Annotated in this window: 20 protein-coding genes and 1 riboswitch; of the genes, 13 read left to right on the forward strand and 7 right to left on the reverse strand. The window is 70.4% G+C overall.

What is annotated here, in order from left to right; translation table 11 throughout:
• Nucleotides 1–31: 31 nt before the first annotated feature.
• Complete coding sequence (locus QFZ26_RS03465; protein ID WP_307039289.1) at nucleotides 32–916, reverse strand: bifunctional methylenetetrahydrofolate dehydrogenase/methenyltetrahydrofolate cyclohydrolase; 885 nt, start codon at nucleotides 914–916, stop codon at nucleotides 32–34.
• Nucleotides 917–1,054: 138 nt separating this feature from the next.
• Nucleotides 1,055–2,329: a serine hydroxymethyltransferase gene (gene glyA, locus QFZ26_RS03470; protein ID WP_307039290.1), complete on the reverse strand. Its 1,275-nt coding sequence runs from the start codon at nucleotides 2,327–2,329 to the stop codon at nucleotides 1,055–1,057.
• Between the two features lie 66 nt (nucleotides 2,330–2,395).
• Nucleotides 2,396–2,476: riboswitch (ZMP/ZTP riboswitch) on the reverse strand.
• Between the two features lie 137 nt (nucleotides 2,477–2,613).
• On the opposite strand from glyA, the gene QFZ26_RS03475 reads away from it, so the two are divergent.
• From QFZ26_RS03475 to QFZ26_RS03485, 3 genes are all read left to right on the forward strand, one after another.
• Nucleotides 2,614–4,254 carry a family 20 glycosylhydrolase gene (locus tag QFZ26_RS03475; RefSeq protein WP_307039292.1) on the forward strand — a complete coding sequence of 547 codons (1,641 nt, stop codon included), beginning with the start codon at nucleotides 2,614–2,616 and terminating at the stop codon, nucleotides 4,252–4,254.
• 267 nt (nucleotides 4,255–4,521) lie between these two features.
• The gene (locus tag QFZ26_RS03480) at nucleotides 4,522–9,060 is read left to right on the forward strand and encodes an OmpL47-type beta-barrel domain-containing protein (RefSeq protein WP_307039294.1); all 4,539 of its coding nucleotides are present in this window, start codon (nucleotides 4,522–4,524) and stop codon (nucleotides 9,058–9,060) included.
• A 99-nt stretch (nucleotides 9,061–9,159) separates the two neighbouring features.
• The gene (locus tag QFZ26_RS03485; protein WP_307039296.1) at nucleotides 9,160–9,558 is read left to right on the forward strand and encodes a VOC family protein; all 399 of its coding nucleotides are present in this window, start codon (nucleotides 9,160–9,162) and stop codon (nucleotides 9,556–9,558) included.
• A 44-nt stretch (nucleotides 9,559–9,602) separates the two neighbouring features.
• Here the strand turns inward: QFZ26_RS03485 and QFZ26_RS03490 are convergent, their stop codons facing one another.
• The 4 genes from QFZ26_RS03490 to QFZ26_RS03505 all read right to left on the reverse strand — a co-directional run bounded on the left by QFZ26_RS03490 (nucleotide 9,603) and on the right by QFZ26_RS03505 (nucleotide 14,189).
• Complete coding sequence (locus QFZ26_RS03490; RefSeq protein WP_307039298.1) at nucleotides 9,603–10,511, reverse strand: carbohydrate ABC transporter permease; 909 nt, start codon at nucleotides 10,509–10,511, stop codon at nucleotides 9,603–9,605.
• Between the two features lie 2 nt (nucleotides 10,512–10,513).
• A complete protein-coding gene (locus QFZ26_RS03495; RefSeq protein WP_307039301.1) occupies nucleotides 10,514–11,533 on the reverse strand; it encodes a carbohydrate ABC transporter permease in 1,020 nt (339 codons plus the stop codon).
• Nucleotides 11,534–11,582: 49 nt separating this feature from the next.
• Complete coding sequence (locus tag QFZ26_RS03500; protein ID WP_307039303.1) at nucleotides 11,583–12,833, reverse strand: extracellular solute-binding protein; 1,251 nt, start codon at nucleotides 12,831–12,833, stop codon at nucleotides 11,583–11,585.
• A 219-nt stretch (nucleotides 12,834–13,052) separates the two neighbouring features.
• A complete protein-coding gene (locus QFZ26_RS03505; protein ID WP_307039304.1) occupies nucleotides 13,053–14,189 on the reverse strand; it encodes an ROK family transcriptional regulator in 1,137 nt (378 codons plus the stop codon).
• Between the two features lie 203 nt (nucleotides 14,190–14,392).
• Between QFZ26_RS03505 and QFZ26_RS03510 the strand changes: the two genes are divergently transcribed.
• From QFZ26_RS03510 to QFZ26_RS03550, 9 genes are all read left to right on the forward strand, one after another.
• Entirely contained in the window at nucleotides 14,393–15,262 is an 870-nt protein-coding gene (locus QFZ26_RS03510) for an SIS domain-containing protein (RefSeq protein WP_307039306.1), read from the forward strand.
• Nucleotides 15,262–16,278 (forward strand): ROK family protein, encoded by a 1,017-nt coding sequence (locus QFZ26_RS03515; protein ID WP_307039308.1) that lies wholly within the window; start codon nucleotides 15,262–15,264, stop codon nucleotides 16,276–16,278. The genes QFZ26_RS03510 and QFZ26_RS03515 overlap by 1 nt, the downstream gene beginning before the upstream one ends.
• A complete protein-coding gene (locus QFZ26_RS03520) occupies nucleotides 16,275–17,237 on the forward strand; it encodes a 1-phosphofructokinase family hexose kinase (protein WP_307039310.1) in 963 nt (320 codons plus the stop codon). Before QFZ26_RS03515 ends, QFZ26_RS03520 begins: the two co-directional genes overlap by 4 nt.
• Entirely contained in the window at nucleotides 17,234–18,085 is an 852-nt protein-coding gene (locus QFZ26_RS03525; RefSeq protein WP_307039312.1) for a class II fructose-bisphosphate aldolase, read from the forward strand. The genes QFZ26_RS03520 and QFZ26_RS03525 overlap by 4 nt, the downstream gene beginning before the upstream one ends.
• A complete protein-coding gene (locus QFZ26_RS03530; protein WP_307039314.1) occupies nucleotides 18,082–18,870 on the forward strand; it encodes a DeoR/GlpR family DNA-binding transcription regulator in 789 nt (262 codons plus the stop codon). Before QFZ26_RS03525 ends, QFZ26_RS03530 begins: the two co-directional genes overlap by 4 nt.
• Nucleotides 18,867–20,024, forward strand: a complete 1,158-nt coding sequence (locus tag QFZ26_RS03535) for an N-acetylglucosamine-6-phosphate deacetylase (RefSeq protein WP_307039316.1) — start codon at nucleotides 18,867–18,869, stop codon at nucleotides 20,022–20,024. Before QFZ26_RS03530 ends, QFZ26_RS03535 begins: the two co-directional genes overlap by 4 nt.
• Nucleotides 20,025–20,427: 403 nt before the next feature.
• Nucleotides 20,428–22,287: a sigma-70 family RNA polymerase sigma factor gene (locus QFZ26_RS03540; RefSeq protein ID WP_307039318.1), complete on the forward strand. Its 1,860-nt coding sequence runs from the start codon at nucleotides 20,428–20,430 to the stop codon at nucleotides 22,285–22,287.
• Between the two features lie 77 nt (nucleotides 22,288–22,364).
• Nucleotides 22,365–23,237 carry a formyltetrahydrofolate deformylase gene (gene purU / locus QFZ26_RS03545; protein ID WP_307039320.1) on the forward strand — a complete coding sequence of 291 codons (873 nt, stop codon included), beginning with the start codon at nucleotides 22,365–22,367 and terminating at the stop codon, nucleotides 23,235–23,237.
• Nucleotides 23,238–23,259: 22 nt separating this feature from the next.
• On the forward strand, nucleotides 23,260–23,628 hold the full coding sequence (locus QFZ26_RS03550; RefSeq protein ID WP_307039322.1) for a YrdB family protein: 369 nt from the start codon (nucleotides 23,260–23,262) through the stop codon (nucleotides 23,626–23,628).
• 16 nt (nucleotides 23,629–23,644) lie between these two features.
• On the opposite strand, the gene QFZ26_RS03555 is transcribed toward QFZ26_RS03550, so the two are convergent.
• A complete protein-coding gene (locus tag QFZ26_RS03555; protein ID WP_307039324.1) occupies nucleotides 23,645–24,700 on the reverse strand; it encodes a hypothetical protein in 1,056 nt (351 codons plus the stop codon).
• Nucleotides 24,701–24,795: 95 nt separating this feature from the next.
• Here QFZ26_RS03555 and QFZ26_RS03560 point away from each other — a divergent pair, with 95 nt between their 5' ends.
• Nucleotides 24,796–25,386 (forward strand): TetR/AcrR family transcriptional regulator, encoded by a 591-nt coding sequence (locus tag QFZ26_RS03560; RefSeq protein ID WP_307039326.1) that lies wholly within the window; start codon nucleotides 24,796–24,798, stop codon nucleotides 25,384–25,386.
• The last annotated feature ends 3 nt before the right edge of the window (nucleotides 25,387–25,389 follow it).

Below are 25,389 nucleotides of genomic sequence, written 5' to 3' on the forward strand. Positions count from 1 at the left end.
GTTCAATCCAAGTCGTCCGATGGCGACGTACTCAGCGGTGGAGTCGCTGCTCGGCCGCCTTCACGACGTTCGCGAGCAGCATCGCGCGAGTCATCGGGCCCACACCACCGGGGTTCGGCGAAAGATGCCCGGCGACCTCGGCGACACCCGGGTCGACGTCGCCCGTGAGCGTGCCCTTGCCGGTGTCCTCGTCTTGCACGCGCGTGATGCCGACGTCGAGCACCGCCGCACCGGGCTTCACCCAGTCGGGCTTCACGAGGTGCGGCACGCCGACCGCCGCGACGACGATGTCGGCCCGGCGCACCTCGGCCGCGAGGTCCTGCGTGCGCGAGTGCGTGAGCGTGACCGTGGCGTCGAGGCCCTTGCGGGTGAAGAGCAGCCCGAGCGGACGGCCCACGGTGAGTCCGCGGCCGATGACGGTCACGTGCTGCCCGCGGATCGGCACGTCGTAGCGCCGCAGCATCTCGACGATGCCCGCGGGCGTGCACGGCAGCGGGGAGTGCAGCTCGCCCTCGATGCCGAGCACGAGCCGGCCGAGGTTCGTGGGGTGCAGGCCGTCGGCGTCCTTGTCGGGGTCGATGAGCTCGAGCATCGCGTTCTCGTCGTGGCCCGCGGGCAGCGGCAGCTGCACGATGTAGCCGGTGACCTCGGATGCCGCGTTGAGGTCGCGGATCGCGGCGCGTACGTCGGCCGTCGTCGCCGACGCGGGCAGGTCGACGCGGATCGACTCGATGCCCACCTCGGCGCAGTCGCGGTGCTTGCCCGCGACGTAGGAGCGCGACGCGGGGTCGTCGCCCACGAGCAGGGTGCCGAGACCCGGCACCACGCCGTGCGCCTTCAGCAGCTGGATGCGCGACGCCAGCTCGGACTTGACGGCCGACGCGGTCGCGACGCCGTCGAGAGTGATCGCGGTCATGGTTCTCTCTTCCCTACTCGGTGTATCGCGATTCGGGGATCTTCAGGGACACTCCGCACGTGGATGGCCGGTGACGGCGTGTCGACGCGGATCCCCGAATCGCGCAACAGGCGGGCGACGTGCACGCCGCCCGGCGAGCTACTGCTGGAGGCCCGGGTACAGCGGGAATGCCGCCGTGAGGGCCTCGACGCGGGAGCGGAGCGTCGCGACATCCGCTTCGCCCTGCAGCGCGAGCGCGATGAGGTCGGCGACCTCGGTGAACTCGGCGTCGCCGAACCCGCGGGTCGCGAGCGCGGGCGTGCCGATGCGCAGGCCGGAGGTGACCATCGGCGGGCGCGGGTCGAACGGGACCGCGTTGCGGTTCACCGTGATGAGCGCGTCGTGCAGGAGGTCTTCGGCCTGCTGGCCGTCGATCTTCGAGTTGCGCAGGTCGGCGAGCACGAGGTGCACGTCGGTGCCGCCGGTGAGCACGTCGATGCCCGCGGCGCGCGAGTCGTCGGCTGTCAGGCGCGCGGCGAGGATCTGGGCGCCGCGGATCGTGCGCTCCTGGCGGTTCTTGAACTCCTCGGATGCCGCGATCTTGAACGCCGTGGCCTTCGCCGCGATGACGTGCATGAGCGGGCCGCCCTGCTGGCCGGGGAACACGTTGGAGTTGAGCTTCTTGGCGAGCTCCATGTCGCGCGAGACGATGAAGCCCGAGCGGGGGCCGCCGATCGTCTTGTGCACCGTCGAGGAGACCACGTCGGCGTGCGGCACGGGGTTCGGGTGCAGGCCCGCGGCCACGAGGCCGGCGAAGTGCGCCATGTCGACCCAGAGCTTCGCGCCGACCTCGTCGGCGATCGCGCGGAACGCGGCGAAGTCGAGGTGGCGCGGGTAGGCCGACCAGCCGGCGATGATGACCTGCGGCTTGTGCTCGAGGGCCTTGTCGCGCACGACGTTCATGTCGACGAGGAACGTCTCGGGGTCGACGCCGTAGGAGACGGCGTTGTAGAGCTTGCCCGAGAAGTTGAGCTTCATGCCGTGCGTGAGGTGGCCGCCGTGCGCGAGCTCGAGGCCGAGGATCGTGTCGCCCGGCGTGGCGATCGCAGAGAGCACCGCGGCATTGGCGGTGGCGCCCGAGTGCGGCTGCACGTTCGCGTACGCGGCGCCGAAGAGCGACTTCGCCCGCTCGATCGCGAGCGACTCGGCGACGTCGACGTACTCGCAGCCGCCGTAGTAGCGGCGGCCGGGGTAGCCCTCGGCGTACTTGTTGGTGAGCACGGAACCCTGGGACTGCAGCACCGAGACGGGAACGAAGTTCTCGCTCGCGATCATCTCGAGATAGTCGCGCTGGCGACCGAGTTCGAGCTCGAGAACTTCAGCGATCTCGGGATCGACCTCGGAGAGGGGCGCGTTGAAAACGGACTCGGCCAAGACTGGCTCCTTCATGACATACGGACCTACGTGGGGTGCTGCCTCGCGCGACCGCGCAGAGGTATCCGTACCGGCCCAGGCGAGCGGTCGGTCCGTGCCAGTCGCTCCCCGATGGTGACCATCTGAACGCCAGTCGCGACGCTCGCAAGCATAGCAACGGATGCCCCGTGCGGCAGGTTGGGGGCGACTCCCCCTGTAACGCAGCGGGCGCGCATGGCAGGATGGTGCGGAACCGTGTTCGTCAGGAGTCCTGCCTTCGCGCTCCAACGACCATACGAGGACGCATGCACCGACGCACCGCCCGGCTTCGCCGCGCCGTCGCCCTGATCGCGACGGCCGCGGTCGTTGCGGCCGCGGCGAGCGCGTGCACGTCGCCCGACCAGAACGGAGCCGCCGTGACCGGCATCATCCCCGCGCCCGCGCAGTTCACGCTCGACGACGCACCGGCGTTCGTGCTCTCCGCGGAGTCCCGCCTCGTCGCGACGGGCGACGGTGCGGCGGCCGTCGCCGAGACGTTCGCCGCGCCCGCGCGCGCCGCAACCGGGTTCGCCTTGCCCGTCGTCGACGGCGAGGCCGCGGCATCCGACATCGAACTCGTCGTCGCCGAGCGCGAGGCACCCGGGGCGGAACCCGAGGGCTACACGCTCGAGTCGGGCGAACTCGGCGTGCGCATCGGCGCCGACACGGCGGCCGGGCTCTTCCGGGGCACGCAATCGCTGCGGCAACTGCTCCCCGCCGACATCGAGCGAGCGGATGCCTCGAGCCCGCCCGCCCTCGGATGGGCCGTGCCCGCGGCATCCGTCGCCGACGCCCCCCGCTTCGCCTACCGCGGCTCGATGCTCGACGTCGCCCGCCACTTCTTCCCCGTCGAGGACGTGCTCTCGTTCATCGACGCCATCGCACTGCTGAAGCTCAACGTGCTGCACCTGCACCTCACCGACGACCAGGGCTGGCGCATCGAGATCGACTCGTGGCCCGAGCTCACCGGAACCGGTGCCGCGACCTCGGCGGGCGGCGACGGCGGCGGCTTCTACACGAAGGCCGACTATCGCCGCATCGTCGAGTACGCCGCCGAGCGGTTCATCACCGTCGTGCCCGAGATCGACCTGCCCGGGCACACCAACGCCGCGCTCAGCGCCTACCCCGAGCTGAACTGCGACGGCGTCGCCCCCGCGCCGTACGAGGGCACCGAGGTGGGGTTCTCCTCGCTGTGCGCCTCGCCCGAGCGCGCCGAGGCCACCGACCGGTTCCTCACCGACGTCACGCGGGAGCTCGCCGAGATGACGCCCGGGCCGTGGCTGCACCTCGGCGGCGACGAGTCGCTCGCGACCTCGCGCGACGACTACCTCGACCTCGTGCGCCGCATCACGCACGCGGGCGCGGCGACCGGCAAGACCGTGATCGGCTGGCATGAGATGGGCGCCTCGGCGCAACTGCCGCCCGGCACGATCGGCCAGTACTGGAGCTTCGTCGAGCCCGAGGACGACGCCGCCTCGCTGACCCGGTCGTTCGTCGAGCAGGGCGGGGCCGTCATCCTCTCGCCCGCCGACGTCGCGTACCTCGACATGAAGTACGTGGACGACCCCCAGGGTCCGCTCGGCGGACGGCTCGGCCTCGACTGGGCGAAGGGCCCGACGACGCTCGACGAGGCCTACGCGTGGGAGCCGACCACGATCGTGCCGGGCCTCGCCGAAGCCGACATCCTCGGCATCGAGGCGCCGATCTGGACCGAGACCATCGGATCGCTCTCGGAGGTCGAGTTCATGCTGTTCCCGCGCATCGCGGCGATCGCCGAGGTCGCGTGGTCGCCCCGCAGCCCCCGGGACCGTGAGTCGTTCTTCACGCGCGTCGCCTGGCTCGGCACCCACCTCGACGCGCTCGGCGTGACCTATTACCCCGTACGCGGCGTGCCCTGGGTCGAGTAGCCCCGATCACGGCGCGCGAACGACGTCCCGCCCGGGGCGCCGGGCCGGTGATCGGTTGAATACCCCCATGAACGGGGGATTGCCCCGGTCATCTCGGCACAACAGACTCGGGCGTAGTGGTGTACCCGAGCACCGCTGTTCCCGGAGGTCCTCATGCGCGCTTCCAGCGGCATTTCGTCGAGACGAATTCGTGTTCGCGAAAGCCGCACACGCGGCTGGCTCGCCGTGGTCGGTTCGGGAGCGGTGGTGGCGGGGATGCTCGCTGCAATGCCCGCCTTCGCTTCGACCGTCACGAGTGCCACGTTCACCGGAGGCACCGGTACCGTTTCGTCTGGCGGCTCGCTCTATGCCAAGCAGGGCAGTGCGCTGACGCTCACGGTCGTCGCGAGCAGCGACACCCGGTGCGTGGATGTCGCCGGCGCGTTCGCCGCGCACGATCAATCCGGCGCGGCCAAGACGAGCTGGACCTTCACGACGACGGCCGGTGCGGGCGACGGCGCCCAAGCAGTGACCGTGTCCGCCTCCCCCAACGTGAACCCCCAGGGCAAGTGCACCGGCCAGACCAGTTCCATGCAGGCATCGTTCACGCTCGACAACACGGGGCCGGTGGTGACCGCCGCCCTTGCGCCTGTCGCCAACAGCGCTGGGTGGAATCGGGCGAATGTGGGGATCACCTGGTCGGCAACGGATGCCGGTTCGGGGATCGGCAGCGGCCCCACCCCCGCTGCGGACAGCGTGAGCTCGAACACGGCCGGCGTCACGAAGAACGCCACAGCGAGCGACCGGCTGGGCAACAGCGGTACCGGCGCAGCGGTCGTGAAGCTCGACAAGACCGACCCGACCGTCACCGGGAGCGCCGCTCCAGCCGCGAACGCGGCCGGCTGGAACAACTCCGACGTCACGGTCTCGCTGATCTGCGCGGATGCACTCTCCGGCATCAAGTCCTGCACCGGCGGCGGCACCGTCGTGATCTCGACCGAGGGAGCGAACCAGTCGGTGACCGGAACCGCGGTCGACAACGCGGACAACTCGGCGAGCGCCGGTGTCTCCGGCATCAGCATCGACAAGACGGCGCCGACGCTGGGCGGCACGCCGACCACGTCGCCCAACGCCAACGGCTGGTACAAGGGCGATGTCGTCATCGGATGGTCCGGGGCCGATGCGCTGTCCGGGATCGACGCGTCGACGCAGCCGGCTGATGGCCTGATCACCGGTGAGGGCGGCGCGCTGACCACGAACGCCTCGATCGCCGACAAGGCCGGGAACACGACGACGGCGTCGAGTGTGCCCGTCAGCGTCGACCGGACGCCTCCGGTGACTGGAGTGGGCGGGTCTTCGAACAGTTGGACGAATGAGAGTGTCACGGTGGTCCTGTCGCCGTCCGACAACCTGTCCGGAGTCGCGTCGACCTCGTACGCGGTCGATGGCGGAGCGGTGCAGAGCGGGACGAGTGTGACGCTGTCGAGCGAGGGCGACCACTCGATCTTGTTCTTCAGCACTGATGGGGCCGGCAACGTCGAGGCCGCGCAGACGGCCCACGTGAAGATCGACACGACGGCACCGTCGATCAGTCACTCGTTCACGCCGGTGACGTACTCGGATGGCGCCTGGTCGAACGAGGACGTGACGGTCACGTTCGAGTGTGCTGACGCCGGTGCCGGTGTGGCCTCGTGCACCGCTCCGGTGACGACGACATCGGAGGGTCTTGCTCAGCAGGTGACGGGCACCGCGACCGACAACGCGGGGAACTCCGCGTCGGACACGGCCGTGGTGAGCATCGACAGGACCGCGCCGACGATCTCGGCTTCGGCTGATCGGGCGGCCAACGATGCCGGTTGGTACCGGGATGACGTGACGGTGAGTTTCTCCGCGAACGATGGCCTGTCGGGTCTTGCGTCCACGTCGCCTGCCCAAGTCCTCGGCGAGGGTGCGAACCAGTCGGCGACCGGTACGGCGACGGATGCGGCTGGGAACAGCGCGAGTGCCGGGGTGTCGGGCATCAACGTCGACAAGGCCGCGCCGGTCCTCCTTGCGGTGTTCTCACCTGGTTGGCATACCGATGACGTGACGGTGCTCTGGTCATGCACGGATGCGGTGTCCGGGATTGCAGCGGGCCCGGTGGATGACACGGTCATGGGTGAGGGCGGCAACCTGTCGTCGTCGGCCACGTGCACGGATGTCGCCGGCAACACCGCGATCGCGACGGTCGACGGCATCCAGATCGACCGCACCGCACCGACGACCACCGCGACGGTCCCCGACCCGCTCGCAAGCGGCTGGTATGCCGGCGGAGTACTGGTCACGTTGAGCGGACATGACCCGCTCTCCGGCGTTGTCGCGACGCACTACAGCGTCGACGGCGGTGCGGCCCAGCTCTCCACCGGCCCCTTCACGTTCAGTGCGAAGGGCACGCACACCATCGCATTCTGGAGCACGGATGCCGCCGGCAACAGCGAAGACGCGACGGTCAACAGCATCACGCTCAAGATCGACGGCGCCCCGCCGGTGACGACAGTGATCAACCCGATCTCGCCGGCCAGCGGCTGGTTCGTCACGAGCGGCATCCCCGTCGCGTTCGACGCCGATGATGCGGAGTCGGGCATCGCGGCGACCTACTACGAGATCGACGGTGGCGAGGCGCAGACGTACGGCGCCGCATTCACGGTGGAGCTCGCGACAGGGAGCCACACCATCACGTACTGGAGCGTCGACCTCGCCGGCAATACGGAGGCGAAGCAGACCACGATTCTGAAGGTCGACGATGTCGCGCCGTCCATCGTCGGGGTCGCCTCACCCGCGGCGAACGGCTTCGGCTGGAACAACACGGACGTCGAGGTGGCCTTCACGTGCACCGACGCCGAGTCCGGAGTCGCCGGTTGTGGCCCCAATGGAACGGTCACGACCGAGGGAGCGAACCAGCAGATCCAGGGCGACGCGCAGGACGTCGCGGGCAACACGAGGTCGACGACCGTCGACCACATCAGCATCGACAAGACCGAGCCGACCCTCGTCGGCACCCCGACCACCGATGCCAATGGCGCCGGCTGGTACAACGGCGATGTCACGATCGAGTGGACCGGGAACGACGCGCTGTCCGGCATCGACCCGTCCACGCAACCGGCTCACGACACGATCAGCGCCGAGGGCGACGACCTGGGCGCCTCAGCGAGCATCTTCGACAAGGCGGGGAACGAGAAGACGGCATCGGTGAGCGGAATCAACATCGACCGCACCCCGCCCGTCATCGAGGGCGGCCCGACGACGGCTCCGAATGCCGCCGGCTGGTACCGCGACCAGGTGGTCCTCGACTTCATCTGCACGGATGCACTGTCCGGGGTGGCGTCCTGCCCCACCAGCGAGGTGATCGCCGGCGACGGCGCCGACCAGGCCGTCACCAGTGACCCGGCGAGCGACACGGCGGGCAACGTCAGCGCAGGCAAGACCGTCGGCGGCATCGACATCGACGGATCCGCCCCGAGCACGACGGCCGACAACCAGTGCACCAAGACCAACGGGTGGTGCACGGGCGCGAGCGCGAACGTCGTGCTGACGGCCACCGACCAGGCCGGTCTGTCGGGGGTCAAGGAGATCCATTACAGGATCGACGGTGGAGCCGAGCAGGTGGCGGCAGGTGCGGCCAAGACGGTCAGCGTTCCGCTCGACAGCAGCGGTGCCGGCACCGTGCACTACTGGGCGGTCGACCTCGCAGGCAATGCGGAGGCCCCGAACGCCGTCGCCCTCAAGTGGGACAACATCGCGCCCATGGTCACCCACACGCTGTCACCCGTCCCCAACGCGAATGACTGGAACGCGAGCGATGTCACGGTCACCTTCGCCGCGAACGACGACGATGCGGGATCCGGCGTTGCCGACGTGACTGCGCCCATGATCGTCTCCACCGAGACCGACGGACAGGTCCTGGTCGGATCGGCCACGGACACCGCAGGAAACGTGGGGACCGACACGGTCACCGTCAAGCTCGACAAGACGGCGCCGACCATCAGCGGTGCGGTCGTCGGCGGCGCCCAGGGCTCGAACGGCTGGTATGTGGGGCCGGTCACGGTGCACTTCACCTGCGCCGATGACCGCTCCGGTGTGGCGACCTGCCCCGACGACGTGATCCTCACCTCCAACGGGGCGAACTCCGCGAGCGGCACGGTGACCGACAACGCGGGCAACACGGCTGTCACCGCGGTGTCCGGGATCAATATCGACACGGACGGGCCCACCATCACCGCGGTCAACGTCGCCGGTGGCCTCTACACGCTCGGTGCCGTGCCCGCAGCGACCTGCGCGGCCAGCGATGGCGTCTCGGGCATTGCCGGATCGTGCGTGGTCGCGATCTCCGGAGGAACCCCGAACGGCGTCGGCACGTTCACCTACACCGTGAGGGCCACCGACGCGGCCGGCAACACGGCGACGACGACGGGGAGCTACCGGGTGATCTACCGGTTCGACGGATTCCTGCAGCCGATCAACGACACCGCGCACCAGGTCGGCACGTCGACGAGCGTCTTCAAGGGCGGGAGCACGATCCCGGTCAAGTTCCAGCTCAAGAACGCGAGCGGCACCCTCGTGAAGGCGAATGTCGCGCCCGTATGGCTCAACCCAGCCAAGGGCGCCTCGATGAGCCTGCCGGTCGACGAGTCGCTCTATGCTGCGGCCGCCGACAGCGGCAGCACCTATCGAGTCGAGGGATCCCAGTACGGCTACAACTGGAAGACCCCGTCCGGCGGCTACTACTACCGCATGGGAGTCACGCTCGATGACGGACAGACCTACTACGTCAACATCGGCCTGCGCTGACGGTCCTCGAACAGCGCCCTACCGGCGAACGGCGTCCGGGACTAACCTCCCGTCGAGGCACGGTGTGCCGTGCCCACCGAGGAGAACAGGAGACGCACGATGTCCGGAGTGGTGCATTTCGAGATCCCGGCCGACGACCAGGAGCGCGCCAGGGACTTCTACGGCGAGGCCTTCGACTGGCGACTCGACGTTCTGCCCGAGCTGCAGTACACGAACGTGGTCACGACGCCCGTCGACGAGCAGACCCAGCAGCCGCTCGAGCCCGGGGCGATCAACGGCGGGCTCTTCCAGCGTGAGGGCGACCTCGCTCACCCGATCATCACGGTCGACGTCGACGACATCGACCGCACGCTCGAGCGGATCGCCTCGCTCGGCGGGTCCGTCGTGCAGCCGCGAACCGCGATCCCGAGCATGGGGTACTTCGCGTACTTCCGGGACACCGAGGGCAACGTGCTCGGGTTGTGGACGACCGCGCCCGATGCCGGAGCCGAGGAGTGAGCCCGAAGTGACCAGGGTGACGGATGCCGCGGCATCCGTCACCGCTACTTGACGCTGCCCGCCGTGAGGCCGCCGACGAGGCGCTTCTCGATGAGCATGAAGAGCACCACCACGGGGATGATCGCGACGACCGAGACGCCGAACACGTAGTGCCACGACGTCTCGTACTGTCCGACGAACTTCGTGAGGGCGACCGAGAGCGGCTGGTTGCCCGCAGTGGAGAGGATCACGAGCGAAGCCGCGAACTCGTTCCAGCAGGCGACGAAGGTGAACACGATCGCCGTGACGATGCCGGGCCAGACGAGCGGCAGGTTGATCTTGAAGAGCACGGTCATGCGCCCGGCGCCGTCGATCTGCGCCGCCTCGTCGATCTCCTTCGGCACGCCGGCGAAGAAGGAGTGCATGATCCACACCGCGAACGACAGGTTGAACGCCGCGTTGACGAGGATCATCGCCGCCCACGTGTCGATGAGGTTCAGGGCGACGAACTGCCGGAAGAGCCCCGAGGTCAGCACCGCGGGCTGGAGCATCTGCACGACGATCACGAGGAAGAGGAACACCATGCGGCCCGGGAAGAGGTACCGGGCCGTGTAATAGGCGGCGGGCATCGCGACGAGCAGCACGAGCAACGTCGCGAAGATGGAGATCACGATCGTCGAGATGAGGTTCTGCACGAGCGGCGTCTCGGGCGTCGACCACATGTTGACGTAGTTCTCCCAGTGCCACTCGGTGGGGAAGTACGTGGGCTCGACCGAGCGGATCTGCGCCTTCGTCTTCACCGAGCCGAAGAACATGATCGTGTACGGGAGGATGAAGATCGCGAGCACCACGAGCCCCGCGAGCATGCGCAGGATCACGGTGCCGACGGGCACCTGGTCTTCGGTGTAGCGGCGCTTTCGAGCGGATGTCGCGGGCGGGGCGATCGTCTCGAACGCGGGGGCGGTCACGGCCATGCTCAGACCTCCTTCATGGGCTTGACCACGCGCACGTAGACGGCGACGATCACGATGACGATCACGAAGGCGACGACCGAGAGCGCGCTCGCCACGTCGACCTTGTGCTGGTTCTGGATGTACTTGAAGATCATCGTCATGATCGTGTCGGCGTCGTAGCCGGGGATCGACCCGGTCATGACCTTCAGGATCGGCAGCGAGTTGAAGACGTTGATGATGTTGATGAGCACGGCGACGGAGAGTGCGCCGCGCAGCTGCGGGAGCACCACCCCGAAGTACGTGCGGGCCGGCCCGGCGCCGTCCATCTTCGCCGCCTCGAGGACCTCGCCGGGCACCGTCTGCAGCCCCGCGAGGATCGTGTACGTCGTGAACGGCAGCGAGACGAAGATCGCCACGACGATCGACCACGCGAAGGCCGTGGTGGGGTTGCGGGTCCATCCGTAGCCCTCTGGCGTGTCGACGAGGCCGATGTCGACGAGGAACGTGTTGATGATGCCGAAGTACGGCTCGAGCCCGTAGAAGACCACCATCGTCGTCATGACGACGGATGCCGCCCAGGGGATGATCACGGCGAGGCGCACGATGCGCCGCCCCGGGAACGCCTTGTTCAGGAGCTGGGCGAGCCCGAGCGAGATGACGACGGTGGCCGCCACGACGACCACGACCCACACGATCGTGCGCCCGAAGATCGGCCAGAAGTACGGGAACGAGAACACCTCGACGTAGTTGTCGAGGCCGACCGAGCCCTGGTCGATTCCCGAGATGGAGATGTCGCGGGTCGAGTTGAAGAACATGACGACGGCCGGGAACAGCACGACGCCGAAGATGAGCAGGAGGGCGGGGCCGATCCACGGCAGCGAGGCGAGGGCGGCGGGGCCGCCCTTGCCCGACTGGGCGGGACGGGCGGGACGGGCGGGGCGGCCGGGCCGGCCGGAGCGACCCGGCCGACCGGCCTGCCCGGGGCGGGAGCGACCGTCGGCCGCTCCCGCCTGGATCGATGACACATCGGGCGTGGTACTCATGGTTCGGTGGTCACCGATTCCTCCGGGGTGAGACGGGTGGCGGAGTGGACTAGCCGGCGTCGGCCTGAGCCTGGATCTCGGCCAGCACCTCTTGGGCGGGCTTGGTCTGCAGCTGTCCGAAGAGGGCCTTGAACGCGGCATCCGTCGCCGACCACTGGGGGTTGGTGCTCGGGTAGAACTGCGCGTCGGGGAGCACCTCGAGGAACGGCTGGAGGGCCTCTTCATCCTGCAGCGCCTCAGCGCCCGAGATGGTCGTGGGCAGGAAGCCCTCGGCCTGGACCCACGGCACGTAGACCTCGGGGTCGAAGAAGTAGTCGAAGAACTTCGTGATCGCCTCCTGCTTGTCGCCATCGTTCTGGAAGGCCATGAGCTGGTCGGCGACACCGACCGTCATGGGGCTCCCGTCCTGCGTGGGGATCGGGACGATCGAGTAGTCGAGCTCGGGGTTGTTCTCCTCGATCTGGCCGACGGTCGGCGGCAGGCCGACCTGCATGCCGATCTTGCCCTGCACGAAGATGTCCATGAGCGGCGACCGGTCGGTCGAGCCCGGGTCGGCCTGGGTGGCGCCGGCGTCGATCATCTTCTTGATCTGCTCGGCTCCGGGCAGGTTCGCGGGGTCGTCGACCGTGATCGCCGACTCGTCACCGAACGTGCCGCCGCCGCCCCAGAGCCACACGGCCGCCTCGGCCTGCGCCTCTTCCGAACCGAGGGGCATGCCGTAGCCGGCGATGCCGCCGCCGAGCGCAGACACCTTGACGGCCGCGTCGAGCAGCTCGTCCCACGTGGTGGGCGGGGCAGCGACTCCGGCCTGCTCGAGCAGCGCGTTGTTGACGAAGAGTGCTCGCGCCGACGCGATGAGCGGCAACGCGTACGTGGTGCCGTCGACCTGCTCGTTGGCGATGAACGACTCCTGGAAGTCGCTGAAGACCGCCGGCGAGATGATCTCTTCGGCGTCGTAGAGGAGGCCGTCGGCGGCGAAGCCGGCGAAGGGGCCGCCGTTGTAGATGTCAGGCGCTTCGCCACCCTGGATCTTCGTGGCGACGACGCTCTCGAGGTTGTCCCACGACTGCACCTCGAGGTTCACCGTGATGCCGTCGTTCTCGTCCTCGAAGCCCGCGATGACGTCTTCCCACAGGCCCTGGGTGGCGTCGGAGTAGCTCGGGACGAGCAGGTCGAGGGTGGTGCCCCCGTTGGCGTCATCTCCGTCGCCGGATCCGCCGCCGAAGCCGCAGGACGCGAGTGCGAGCGTTGCGCTTGCCGCGATGGCGACAGCCGCTCCGATGCGATGTGTCTTCCTCACTGTGTGTTTCCTCACTTCTCGGTGTTGCGTGCTCCGCCCAGATTCGGGACGGCCGGCCCAGCTGGAGTACTGTTCACGCTGGGCGAGATTGAACTTTATTGAGTGTTATTGCCAGTTAACGATCACTATGCGTCATCGGCTTGCAGGAATCTTGTCGCGTCGATGCGATCGCGTCAAGTGCATTGACCATTTCGTTATCCGCCTTTACAAATTCTCCGGTCATGAGATGCCGAGGACTCCGGCGAGCACCAGCACGAGCGCCCCGCGGAGCACGATGTCGGGCCCCTGTTCGGTCAACCTGAGCTCGAGTCCATCGAAGAAGACTGGCAGCAACCGGCTCTTGAGCGCCTCGCGTGCGGCGTCGAGAAGCACGCCGTCGAGCAGGTGCGGCGGCCCGCTGACGATCACGTCAGTCAGGCCCAGGGCACCCACCACCGGTGCGAGCGCGTAGCCGAGGCGGCGCCCCGTCTCCCGCAGCACCTCGTCGGCCGCATCGGCTCCGGATGCCTCGGCGAGCCGTGCCTCGAGCCGGGGCACCGCGATCCAGGCCTCGAGGCAGCCGGAGCGGCCGCACGCGCAGAGTGGGCCCGCGTCGGTGCCGACGACGACGTGTCCGATCTCGCCCGCCGCGAACCGCCTGCCGTGCACGAGCCGCCCGTTCGCCAGCACTGCAGCGCCCACGCCGTGGCCGACCTTGAGGAGGAGCAGGTCATGGGTCGCTCCGCCGAAACTGTGCTCGGCGAGGCTTGCGGCGTTGGCATCGTTCGCGACGTGGACCGGAAGACCGGTGCGCTCGGCCAGTGCCGCTCGCATCGGCACGTTCGTCCAGTCGAGGTTGGGCGCGGAGAGCACCGCCCCGTCGAGATCGACGATGCCCGGCGATCCGACGCCGATGCCGAGCACGGGGGCGGTGGCACGTGCACGAAGCTCGTCGACGAGCTCGAACGCGGTCTCGAGCGCGGCAGCGCCCATCGCCCCGCCGCGCGGCACGGAGATGCGGGCGATCAGCCCACCGTCGAGGTCGAGGACCGCGCCATCGAATTTCTCGGCGTCGGAGAGATCGACGGCGACCACCTGCCAGCGGTCACGTGCGATGTCGAGCTCGACCGCCGGCTTGCCTGGCCCCGTCGAGGTGCGCTGCCTGGTCTCGACGACGAGGCCCTCTGCGAGCATCTCGGCGACGAGGTCGGAGACGGTCACCTTGGTCAGGGCGGACGCTCGGGCGAGATCGGCCCGCGACTGCCCCCCGTTGCGGTAGAGCATCTGCAGCACGAGCGAACGGTTATGCCCGCGTGCGTATTCGGGGAGCACCTTGCCGGTGGCGCGGAGCGCACCGGCGTGATTCAGCGACGCCATGATCCTCCTCGCCCGATGAGCGCCCGACGGCGGGCCCCCGTGATTTTGTTAGTACACCATACAAACTAACTTGCGGTCAACGACTTCGTCCATGGAGAGCAACCATTCAAATGATCATCCCGTTGATCGAATATTCCGGTTATGATCAACTGCAATCAAACCGAGCACACGGAGGAACGATGATCGCGGGCCGAATCGAACACATGGCGTCGGAGCTCGCCTCCCAGCCCGAGACCTGGGCGGCGGCGGCCTCGCTCACGGCCGAGCAGGCGCTCCTCCCCGCCCGCGGCGAGCGGATCGCCGTGGTCGGATGCGGCACGTCATGGTTCATCGCCCAGTCGTACGCATGGCTGCGGGAGACCGGCGGACATGGCGAGACCGATGCCTTCGCGGCATCCGAGGCGTTCGTCGACCGCGGCTACGACGCCGTCGTCGCCCTCACCCGCTCGGGCACCACCACCGAGGTGCTCCAGCTGGTCGAGGGCCTCCGCGGCCGGGTGCGCACCATCGGCGTCATCGGCGACGCGACCTCGCCGCTCGTCGAGCTCGTCGACGACGCGGTCACCCTGCCGTTCGCCGACGAGCGCTCGGTCGTGCAGACCCGCTTCGCGACGACCGCGCTCGCGCTCTTCCGCTCCTCGCTCGGCGAGCGCCTCGACGACGCGATCGCCGATGCCGGGCTCGCGATCGCCGAGGAGCTCGACCCCGCCCTCATCGACGCCGAGCAGTTCACCTTCCTCGGGCGCGGCTGGGCGGTCGGACTCGCCCACGAGGCCGCGCTGAAGATGCGGGAGGCGTCGCAGTCGTGGACCGAGTCGTACCCCGCGATGGAGTACCGGCACGGTCCGATCGCGATCGCCGCGCCCGGGCGGGTCACGTGGCACTTCGGCGAGGCGCCCGACGGCCTCGGCGACGAGGTGGCCGCCACCGGAGCGCGCTTCGAAGCCGGCCGGCTCGACCCGATGGCCGAGCTCGTTCGGGCCCAACGCGTCGCCCTCGGGCGAGCGAGGGCCAAGGGACTCGACCCCGACTCGCCGCGCAACCTCACTCGCTCGGTCATCCTCGACGACTGATGACCGCACCTCCGACACCGGATGCCGCGCCCGGCGCTGCGCCAGACGCCGCCACGCCCATACCCGGCCCCGATCTCGGACCCGGCGAGGCCGTCCTCGCGTTCGACGTCGGCGGCACCGACACGAAGTCCGCGCTCATCGATCGCCACGGGCTCGTGCTCGGGCTGCGCCGCACCCCCACACCGCGTGACGGCAGCGACCCGAGCGGAGCGATCGTCGCAGCGCTCGCCGGGCTCGCCCGCGAGCACCTCGTCGACGCACCCGGCATCCGGCCCGTGGCCGCCGGGGTGAGCGTGCCCGGCCTCGTCGATGAGCTCAACGGGGTCGGCATCTTCGCCTCGAACCTCGGATGGCGCGATGCCCCGATCCGAGCGCTCGCCGAGCGAGCGCTCGGACTCCCCGTCGCATTCGGCCATGACGTGCGCGCCGCCGGCGACGCCGAACACCGGCTGGGCGCCGCGCGCGGCTACGGCGATGTCGTCGTGCTCGCAATCGGCACCGGCATCGCCGGCGCCCTCGTGCTCGACGGCAAGCCCTATGCCGGCGGCGGCTTCGCGGGCGAGCTCGGCCATGCCCTGAGCGATCCCGACGGCGAGCCGTGTGCATGCGGTGCGCGCGGATGCCTCGAGACCATCGCCTCGGCTGGCGCCATCGCGCGACGCTACACCGCGGCATCCGGGGTCGCCGTGCCGGGCGCCCGCGAGGTGCTGGCCGCCGCCTCCGCGGGAGACGCCGACGCCGTGCGGGTGTGGGAGGACGCGATCGAAGCCCTCGCGGAGGCGCTCGCCCGCCTCGTCGCGACGATCGCCCCCGAGGCGGTCGTCATCGGCGGCGGCCTCGCGCAGGCGGGCCCCGAGCTGTTCGAGCCGCTCAGCCGACGCCTGGACTCGCTGCTCAGCTTTCATCGTCGCCCCGCTCTGCTCCAGGCCCGGCTCGGCGACGACGCCGGCCTCCTCGGCACGGCACTCGCCGCCCGCGACCTCGCAGCGGGACTCGACGCGGGCGGCGTTCCGTGATCCTCACCGTGACGCCGAACCCCGCCCTCGACCTCACGTGGCACGTCGAGGCGCTCAGCCCCGGCGCCACCCACCGCGTCCCGACGGCGGCAGCCCGCGCGGGCGGCAAGGGCCTGAACGTGGCGCGCGTGCTGCACGGCGCCGGACACGAGGTGCTCGCGCTCGCGACCACGGGCGGTGCGACCGGCGCCGAGTTCACGGCGGAGCTCGCGGCATCCGGCGTCCCGCATCGACTGCTGGCCGTTCGCGCGCCGACGCGCCGGAGTGCGGCGATCGTCGACGACCGGCGTGGCGAGACGGTCGTGCTCAACGAGCTGGGCGGCCCGCTCGCGGCCGAGGAGTCGACCGCCCTGCACGATTCGGCGGTGCAACTCGCGCGCGATGCGGGCGTGGTCGCGATCTGCGGCAGTCTCCCGCCGGGATTCGGCGCCGAGCACCTCGGCGAGCTCGTGGCGGCGATCGCCGCATCGGGCGTGCCCGTCGTGGCCGACACGAGCGGCCCCGCGCTGCTCGCCGCCGCCCGCGCGGGGGCCCACGTCGTCAAGCCCAATCGCGAAGAGCTCGAACAGGCCACCGGCCGGGCCGAGCCGCTTGCGGGCGCGCGCGCCCTGCTCGACCTGGGCGCCCACCTCATCGTCGTCTCGCTGGGCACCGAAGGACTTCTGGTCGTCGGCCGGTCGGGTGCGCCGGTGCACGCGCGCCTTCCGGAACCGCTGCACGGCAATGCGACAGGCGCCGGCGACGCCGCCGTCGCGGCCATCGCGGCCGCCCTCGCGACCGGAGTCGACCTCGCCGCCGACACGGATGCCGCGGCTCGCGCGCGGCTCGATCTCGCCCGCCGTGCCACCGCCTGGTCGGCGAGCGCCGTGCTCATGCCGCTCGCCGGAGAGCTCTCGCCACGACATGCGGAACTCGAAGCCGCGGTCGTCGCCACGCCGATCCACGAGGAGTCCCGATGACGCTCACGCCCACCAGCACGATCCTCGCCGAGGCGCACGCGATCGGCCGCGGCGTCGGCGCGTTCAACGTCGTGCACCTCGAGACCGCAGAGGCGCTCGCCGGTGCGGCCGAGGCGGCGGCGTTGCCCGTGATCCTGCAGCTCTCGGAGAACTGCATCCGCTACCACGGCGCCCTCGAACCGATCGCCGTCGCGACGCTCGCGATCGCCCGGGCCTCGAGCGCGCCCGTCGCGGTGCACCTCGATCACGCCGAGGATCCCGAGCTCGCGCTGCGAGCCATCGACCTGGGATTCGGCTCGGTCATGTACGACGGGGCGAAGCTCGACTTCGCCGACAACGTTGCGACGACCCGCCGCGTCGTCGCACACGCCGAGGCGGCGGGCGTGCTCGTCGAGGCGGAGCTCGGGGAGATCGGCGGCAAGGACGGCGCGCATGCGCCCGGGGTGCGCACCGACCCCGACGAAGCGGCACGCTTCGCCGCCGAGACCGGCATCGGAGCCCTCGCCGTCGCGGTCGGCTCGTCGCACGCGATGACCGAGCGCACCGCGGCCATCGACCTCGACCTCATCGCCCGTCTCGCCGATGCCGTCGCCGTGCCGCTCGTGCTGCACGGATCGTCGGGGGTGCCCGACGAGGCGATCGTGCGCGGCATCCGCTCAGGGCTCACGAAGGTCAACGTGTCGACGCACCTGAACGCCGCCTTCACGCGCGCCATCCGAGACCACCTCGCGCGGCATCCGGCGGCCGTAGACTCCCGCTCGTACGTCGCGGCGGGTCGCGACGCCGTGCAGCAGGAGGCCGCCCGTCTCCTGACGCTCTTCGCCTCCACCACGAAGGAGAACCGATGAACCGCGCCGAACGCCTGAGCACCGTGCTCGACCTGCTCGCCGAGAGCGGGCAGATCGAGGTCGACCAGATCGTCGACCGGCTCGGCGTCTCTCCGGCCACGGCACGGCGCGACCTCGACGCCCTCGCCCAGCAGCAGCTGCTCACCCGCACACGAGGTGGCGCGGTCGCGCACTCGGTCGCCTACGACCTGCCGATCCGCTACAAGAACCAGCAGAACCCCGACGCGAAGGCGGCGATCGCGAGGGCGGCGAGCGCGCTGGTGCCCAGGGGCGCCGTCATCGGCCTGTGCGGCGGCACGACCTCGACGGCGATCGCCGACGCGCTCATGGCGCGCGCCGACATCATGGAGCCCGCCCCCGACCCGAGCCTCACGGTCGTCACGAACGCCATCAACATCGCCATGCAGCTCGCCATGCGGCCGCAGATCAAGACCGTGGTCACCGGCGGCGTCGTGCATGCGCGTTCCTATGAGCTCGTCGGCGCGTACACCGACGCCGTGCTCGGCAACATCACGCTCGACCTCGCGTTCATCGGGGTGAACGGCATCGACCCCGTGCTCGGCCCCACCTCGCACGACGAGCGCGAAGCCGCCGTCAACGCCCTCATGGCGAGCCGGGCGGCGCACGCCGTGGTGGTCGCCGATTCGTCGAAGATCGACAAGCGCGCCTTCGCGGCGATCGGCCCGCGCCGGCTGTTCGCGACGGTGATCACCGACTCGGGTGCCACCGCGGAGCAGCGACAGCGACTCGCCGACCACGGCTTCGACGTTATCGTTGCGTCGTGAGCCCAGCGACGACCGTCATCCACTCCGCCCGTCTCGTGGGTACCGGCGGCATCGTCGTCGACGCCTGGGTGCGCTTCGACGGCGACCGGGTCGCTGCGCGCGGCCTCGGCGACACCTGGCGCGACGGCCTCCCGACAGCGGCGGAGGTGACGGATGCCGCGGGGCGTTTCCTCACCCCCGGATTCATCGACCTGCACTGCCACGGGGCAGGCGGCGCGTCGGTCGACGAGGGCGTCGAGGCGATCGGGCGCACCCTGGCCGTGCACAACGCCCACGGCACGACCCGCTCGGTGCTCTCCCTCGTGACGGCGAGCGTCGATCGTCTCGTGCCGCAGCTCGAGACGATCGCCGGCGTCGCCGCCGTCGACGCGCGCGTGCTCGGCTCGCACCTCGAGGGGCCGTTTCTCGACGCCGAGTTCCGCGGGGCGCACGATTCGTCGCTCCTGCGCACCGCCGACGCGGCATCCGTCGATCGTCTCATCGCCGCGGCCGGCGGCACCCTGCGCCAGGTCACGATCGCCCCCGAGCACGACGGCGCCTCGGTCGCCATCTCCCGGTTCATCGACGCCGGCGTCCAGGTCGCGGTCGGGCACACCGGCGCCGACTTCGACACCGCCCTCGCAGCCTTCGACGCCGGGGCGACGATCCTCACGCACGCGTTCAACGGCATGCGCGGCATCCACCATCGCGCCCCCGGTCCGGTGCTCGCGGCGATGCACGCCGACCACGTGACGCTCGAGGTCATCAACGACGGCGTGCACGTGCACCCCGACGTCGTGCGGCTCGCGTTCGCGGGCGCCCCCGGACGGGTCGCACTCGTGACCGATGCGATGGCGGCGACGGGCTCGGCCGACGGCACGTACCTCCTCGGCTCGCTCGAGGTCCTCGTCGAGGGCGGCGTCGCACGCCTCGTCGAGGGCGGCTCGATCGCGGGCTCCACCCTCACCCATGACGTGGCGCTTCGTCGCGCCGTCATCGACAGCGGCATCGCCCTCGAGGCCGCGGTCGGCGCGCTCACGGTCACGCCCGCGGCAGCCATCGGCCAGGCGCACGACCTCGGCAGGCTCGACCCCGGATACGCGGCCGATGCCGTGCTGCTCGACGACGGGCTCGAGGTCACCGCCGTGTGGGGCGCGGGCGCGCGCCTGGCGTAGCCGCCCGCAGGGGCATCGTCCCGATCCGGGAGCTGGATCCGGAGGCGTGTTCCCCATCGCCTCCGGACCCCCGCCCGTTCCCAGTTCGACCGACCCCCGATGCGAACTGTTGGGTGCCGTCGGGTACCGGCTTCCGCCGCGGGGTTCCGGGTGCCCGAGACGGTGGTGCACGAAGGCCCCCTTTCGGGTGCCGTCACCTGAGAGAGCACGGAACGGCGCGAGTATGACGCGGCTTTCAGAGAAATCCGCCGACTTTCAGAGAAATCCGCCGACTTTCAGAGAAATCTGCTGGCTTTCAGAGAAATCTGCTGCAATGGGTCTCACCGACGATCCGCGTCATGATTCCCGGCGCGATGCGTCTCTTCTCCGAACGACCACGAACGCCCACCCCCAAGGAGGCGGCTTGCCCGCCCTGCGCACCGACCAGTCCGCCGATACGGCGCTCATCGAGCGAACCCGGCGCGGCGACCGTTCGGCGTACGGGGAGCTCTGGCAGCGCCACGCCGCGTCGGCTCGCACCGTGGCGCGGTCGTACAGCTCGCTCGATCCCGACGACCTCGTCGCCGAGTCGTTCACGCGCATCTACGACGCCATCCTCGCCGGAGGCGGCCCGACCGGCGCATTCCGGCCGTACCTCTTCACCACGATCCGCAACACCGCCTCGAGTTGGGGCCGTGCACGACGTGAGACCAACCTCGAGACGCTCGAGTCCTTCGAAGACCCGGCGACGAGCGAGGCCGCCTCGCTCGAGGCGCTCGACCGCTCGACGACCGCGCAGGCGTTCCGCTCACTGCCGACCCGCTGGCAGGAGGTGCTCTGGTACGCCGAGGTCGAGGGCATGACCCCGCAGCAGCTCGCGCCGCTCGTCGGCATGAGCGCGAACAGCACCGCCGCGCTCGCCTACCGCGCGCGCGAGGGCCTCCGCCAGGCCTGGATCCAGGCCCACCTCCGCAACGCCGTGAACGAGCCCGAGTGCCGGTGGACCATCGACCGTCTCGGCAGCTACACGCGCGGCAGGCTCCGCACCCGTGAGACCACCCGGCTCGAGGCGCACCTCGACGACTGCGCCCGATGCACGATCGTCGCGGCCGAGGCTCGTGAGGTGGGCTCGCGCCTCGCTCTCGTACTGCTGCCGCTCGCAGCCGGTGTCGGCGGCGCGACGGCGTACTCGGCGTGGCTCTCGCAGGGCGCGCCGGCCGTCGATGTCGCGCTCGGGGCCGCGGGCCTGCCCGCCGCTCTCGGTGGCGTCGGCGGCACCACCGCATCGACCGGCGCCGCCGGATCGGGTTCGTCGGCCGCAGCGGGCGCATCGGCGGCCGCCGTCGGTGGCACGACCACCGCCGGCGTGGGCGGCGTCGCGATCGGAGCCGGAGTCGGCGCCCTCGTGCTGGCCGCCGCCGCGGTCGCAGCCGTCGTCGTGCTGCCCGCCCTCACCGCGAGCCCTCCCGCGGCGCCGCCGGCCGTCGCCGCCGAAGCGAGCGCCGAGGATGACGCGATGACCACGATTCCGGATGCACCCACGCACATCCTCCCCCAGCCGGTCCCGCCTGCGCCGCTCGTGCCGGCACCGATCGACGCACCCGAGCCGCCGCCGGCGGACGACGCCGACGCGGCCACCCCCGATACTGCAGTCGCACCGGCACCAGCACCAGCACCAGCACCGGCGACGCCGCCGCCCGCACCGGACCCCGAGCCCGAGCCCGTCGACACCGTCGCGCTGCCGCCCACCGTCTTCACGCCCGACACCGCCGGCGGGCTCGTCGACCCGCTCCTCTCGGGCACCGCCGAGCCGGGCGCCGCGATCGTCGTCTCCTCGCCCGGCGCTAAGACGTGGGCAACCACCGCGGGCTCCACGGGCGAGTGGCTGCTCACCGTCGACGGCATGCCGGTCGGCGTGACGGTGCTCTCAATCGTGCAGACGGACGCGGCGGGCAACCGCTCGGCATCGGCAGCGGTGACCGTCGAGCTCGCAGCCGCGGCCCTCACGCTCCACGCCATCGGTCCGGTGGTCTACTACGCCGAGATCAGCGGCGTCCCGGGCGCGCTCGTCGAGGTGCATCTCAACGGCCATGCGTTCGGAAGCTTCACGCTCGACGCGAACGGGTTCGCCGACAGTGAGCGCATCCGGTGGCTTTCAGGCCAGAACGAGGTGACGGTGCGGTACGTCGTGGGCTCCCGCGTCGGGCCGCTCGTCTCGGCGACACGCGTCGGATACGCCGGGGACCCCGCTTCCACTGAACCCGTCGAGCCCGCCGAGCTCTGAGCACGCGCCGGCGCATCCGCCCACCGGGTGAGACCGGTGCATCCTGGGACGCGGCCGCGTCCGGGTACTCTGGGCGGATGACGACGGATGCCGCCCCCGATCACCTGTACCACTGGGTCGTGACGCTCAGCTGCACCGACGGTCCGGGCATCGTGCACGCCGTGAGCGGGGCGATCGTCACGGCCCGGGGCAACATCACCGAGAGCCAGCAGTTCGCGAGCCTCGACACCGGCCGGTTCTTCATGCGGCTGCAGGTCGAGTCCCCCGCGGCTCGGGCGGAGCTCGAGGCGGCGCTGCTGCCGGTCACCGAGCGGTGGAGCATGAGCTGGCACCTCGACGAGGTCGGCAGACCGCTGCGCACCCTCGTGCTCGCCTCGACGGCCGGCCACTGCGTCAACGACCTGCTGTTCCGGCAGCGGGCGGGCCAGTTGCCGATCGAGATCCCGCTCGTCCTCTCGAACCACGGCACGCTTCGCGACCTCGTCGACTTCTACGGCGTGCCGTTCGAGGCGGCCGCCGTCACCGATGCCGACGAGAAGGCCGCCTTCGAGCGCCGCGTGCTCGACGCCGTCGACGAGTTCGACATCGAGCTCGTCGTACTCGCTCGTTACATGCAGATCCTCTCCCCCGAGCTGTGCGCGGCGCTCGCGGGTCGCTGCATCAACATCCATCACTCGTTCCTGCCCGGATTCAAGGGCGCGAACCCGTACCGGCAGGCGCATGCCCGCGGCGTGAAGCTCATCGGCGCGACCGCGCACTTCGTGACGAGCGACCTCGATGAAGGACCGATCATCGAGCAGAACGTCGTGCGGGTCGATCATTCGCGAAGTCCGTCCGAGCTCGTCGCGATCGGCCAGGACGAGGAGAGCCGCACCCTCAGCCAGGCGGTGAAGTGGTTCGCCGAGCGCCGGGTGCTGCTCGACGGCGCACGCACGATCATCTTCCGGTGACCCGCCGGTAGGCTTGCACGTTGTGAACGAGCGCAGCCAGCAGCAGTCCCTCCCGAAGATCGGCCCGAACGACATCGTCCGGTTCCTGCTCGAGCTCTTCGCGTTCGTCTCGCTCGGCGTCTGGGGCTTCCTCGCCTTCCCGCTGCCGTGGCCCGGCGTGCTCGTCGGCCTCGGCGCGCCCGCGCTCGCGATCCTCGTCTGGGCGCTGTTCGTGTCGCCGAAGGCGGTCTTCCACCTCGACGTGTTCGGCAAGGCACTCGTCGAGATCGCCGTCTTCAGCGCGGCGGCGCTCGGATGGTGGGCGCTCGGCCAGCCGGTCGTCGCGATCGTCTTCGCCGTGGTGGCCGCGGTGAGCGGCATCCTGCACGGTCGCAAGGAGCTCGCGGGCTGACCGCGGCCCCGAGCACTCAGTCGGCGACGGATGCCTCGGCATCGGGCTCTGCGCCGCCCGCCGTTCGGAAGTGCCCGATCACCGAGAGCAGCAGGCCGCCCACTGCCCAAGCGGCGAGCACGAGCCACGGGAAGGTCATGTCGGCTGCCGGGAAGTACGACAGCTCGCGCATGAGCGTGGCGGCGGCGCCCGGTGGGAACCACTGCCCCACGTCACCCCAGGGCTCGGGGATGAACTCCTTCGGGACGGCCGCGGCCGAGATCGGGTTCGCGAAGAGCAGCATGACGACCGGGCCCACGGCGATGCCGGCACGCCCGATGAGCGCGACGAACCCCGTGATCGGGGCGGCGATGGCGGCGAGCGCGAGCGCGATGGCGGCGGCGTTGACCCAGTAGTCGAGCTGCAGCGAGCCGAACCAGAGCTGCAGGATGGCGGTCAGGGCGAGGCCGCCCAGTGCCGAGTACAGGATGACGGCCAGCACGCGACGCATCGCACCGATGACCGCGATCGAGATGGCGATGCCGCCGAGCATGCCGCCGAGCACGAGCGGGAAGAGCGCGGCGGTCAGGCCGGTGCCGCGCGGGTCGGTGTCGGCCAGGGGCACGACGTCGGTGACCGTGACCTCGATGTGCGGCGGGGCGGTGGGGGCGCCTGCCGCCTCGGCGGCCGCTGCGGCCTGGGCATTGACGCCCTCTTCGAGTTGTGCGGCGACCGTGGTGAGCAGTTGGGCCACGACGAGGGTCGACGCCGAGGAGGTGAGCACCTCGGGCTCCTGCCCGAGCACGATCGCGCCGTAGACCTCGCGCGTCTCGATCGCGTCGACGGCGGCGTCGCGACCGTCGACCTCCTCGAAGGCGATCGCGCCCCGCGCCTGCTCATCGACGGCCTCCTCGGCGGCGCTCACGGCCTCGGCCGGGCCGACGATGGCAACGGGAAGATCGTGCGCCTCGGCGGTGACAGCCGGCCAGGAGAAGGCCAGCACGACGACGGCGACGATGGCCGCGAGGGCGACGGCGAGGGCGACCACCCGGCCGATCGGGGTATGGCGCGGTGCGCCATCCGAGTGGGCCATGACTCCTCCAAAACAAAACGAATATTCGTTCTTTATTCTCGTGCGCGTGGCTATGCTTGTCAAGAACGGTCATTCGGTTTGCGAGGGAGTGCACGATGCCGAAGGTCAGTGACGCGTATCGAACCGCGCGCCGCGACGAGATCATCGTCGCGGCGCTGCGCTGCTTCGCCGCCAAGGGCTACCAGCGCACGTCCATGGCCGACATCATCGAGGAGTCCGGCCTCTCAGCCGGCGCGATCTACGGCCACTTCGCGGGCAAGAAGGAGCTCTTCGCCGCGGTCGCCGGGCGGGTGCTCGATGCCCGACGTGGCGAGCTCGAGGCACGCAGGTCCGACACCGGCCCGCTCCCGCCCGGCGAGATCGTCGCGACGCTCCTCCAAGGCATGCGCACCGAGCCCTTCGGCGGGGTCATCGTGCAGCTGTGGGCCGAGGCTGCGGTCGACGCCGAGATCCGCGAGCTCGTGCAGGGGGTCTTCGCACGACTGCGCGAGACCGTGCGCGCCGGGCTCGCCGAATGGGCCGCGGCCGAACCCGGCCGCGTCGAGGGAGACCCGGAGCGCTGGGCGGCTCGCCTGGCACCGGTCGTGCTCGGGCTCGGGCCGGGCTTCATGGTGCAGCGGGCCATCATCGACGACTTCGACGAGGATGCCTACCTCAGCGCATTGCCTGAGGCGCTCCCGCACTGACCC

It is taken from the genome of Agromyces ramosus (assembly GCF_030817175.1).
Taxonomy (GTDB): domain Bacteria; phylum Actinomycetota; class Actinomycetes; order Actinomycetales; family Microbacteriaceae; genus Agromyces; species Agromyces ramosus_A.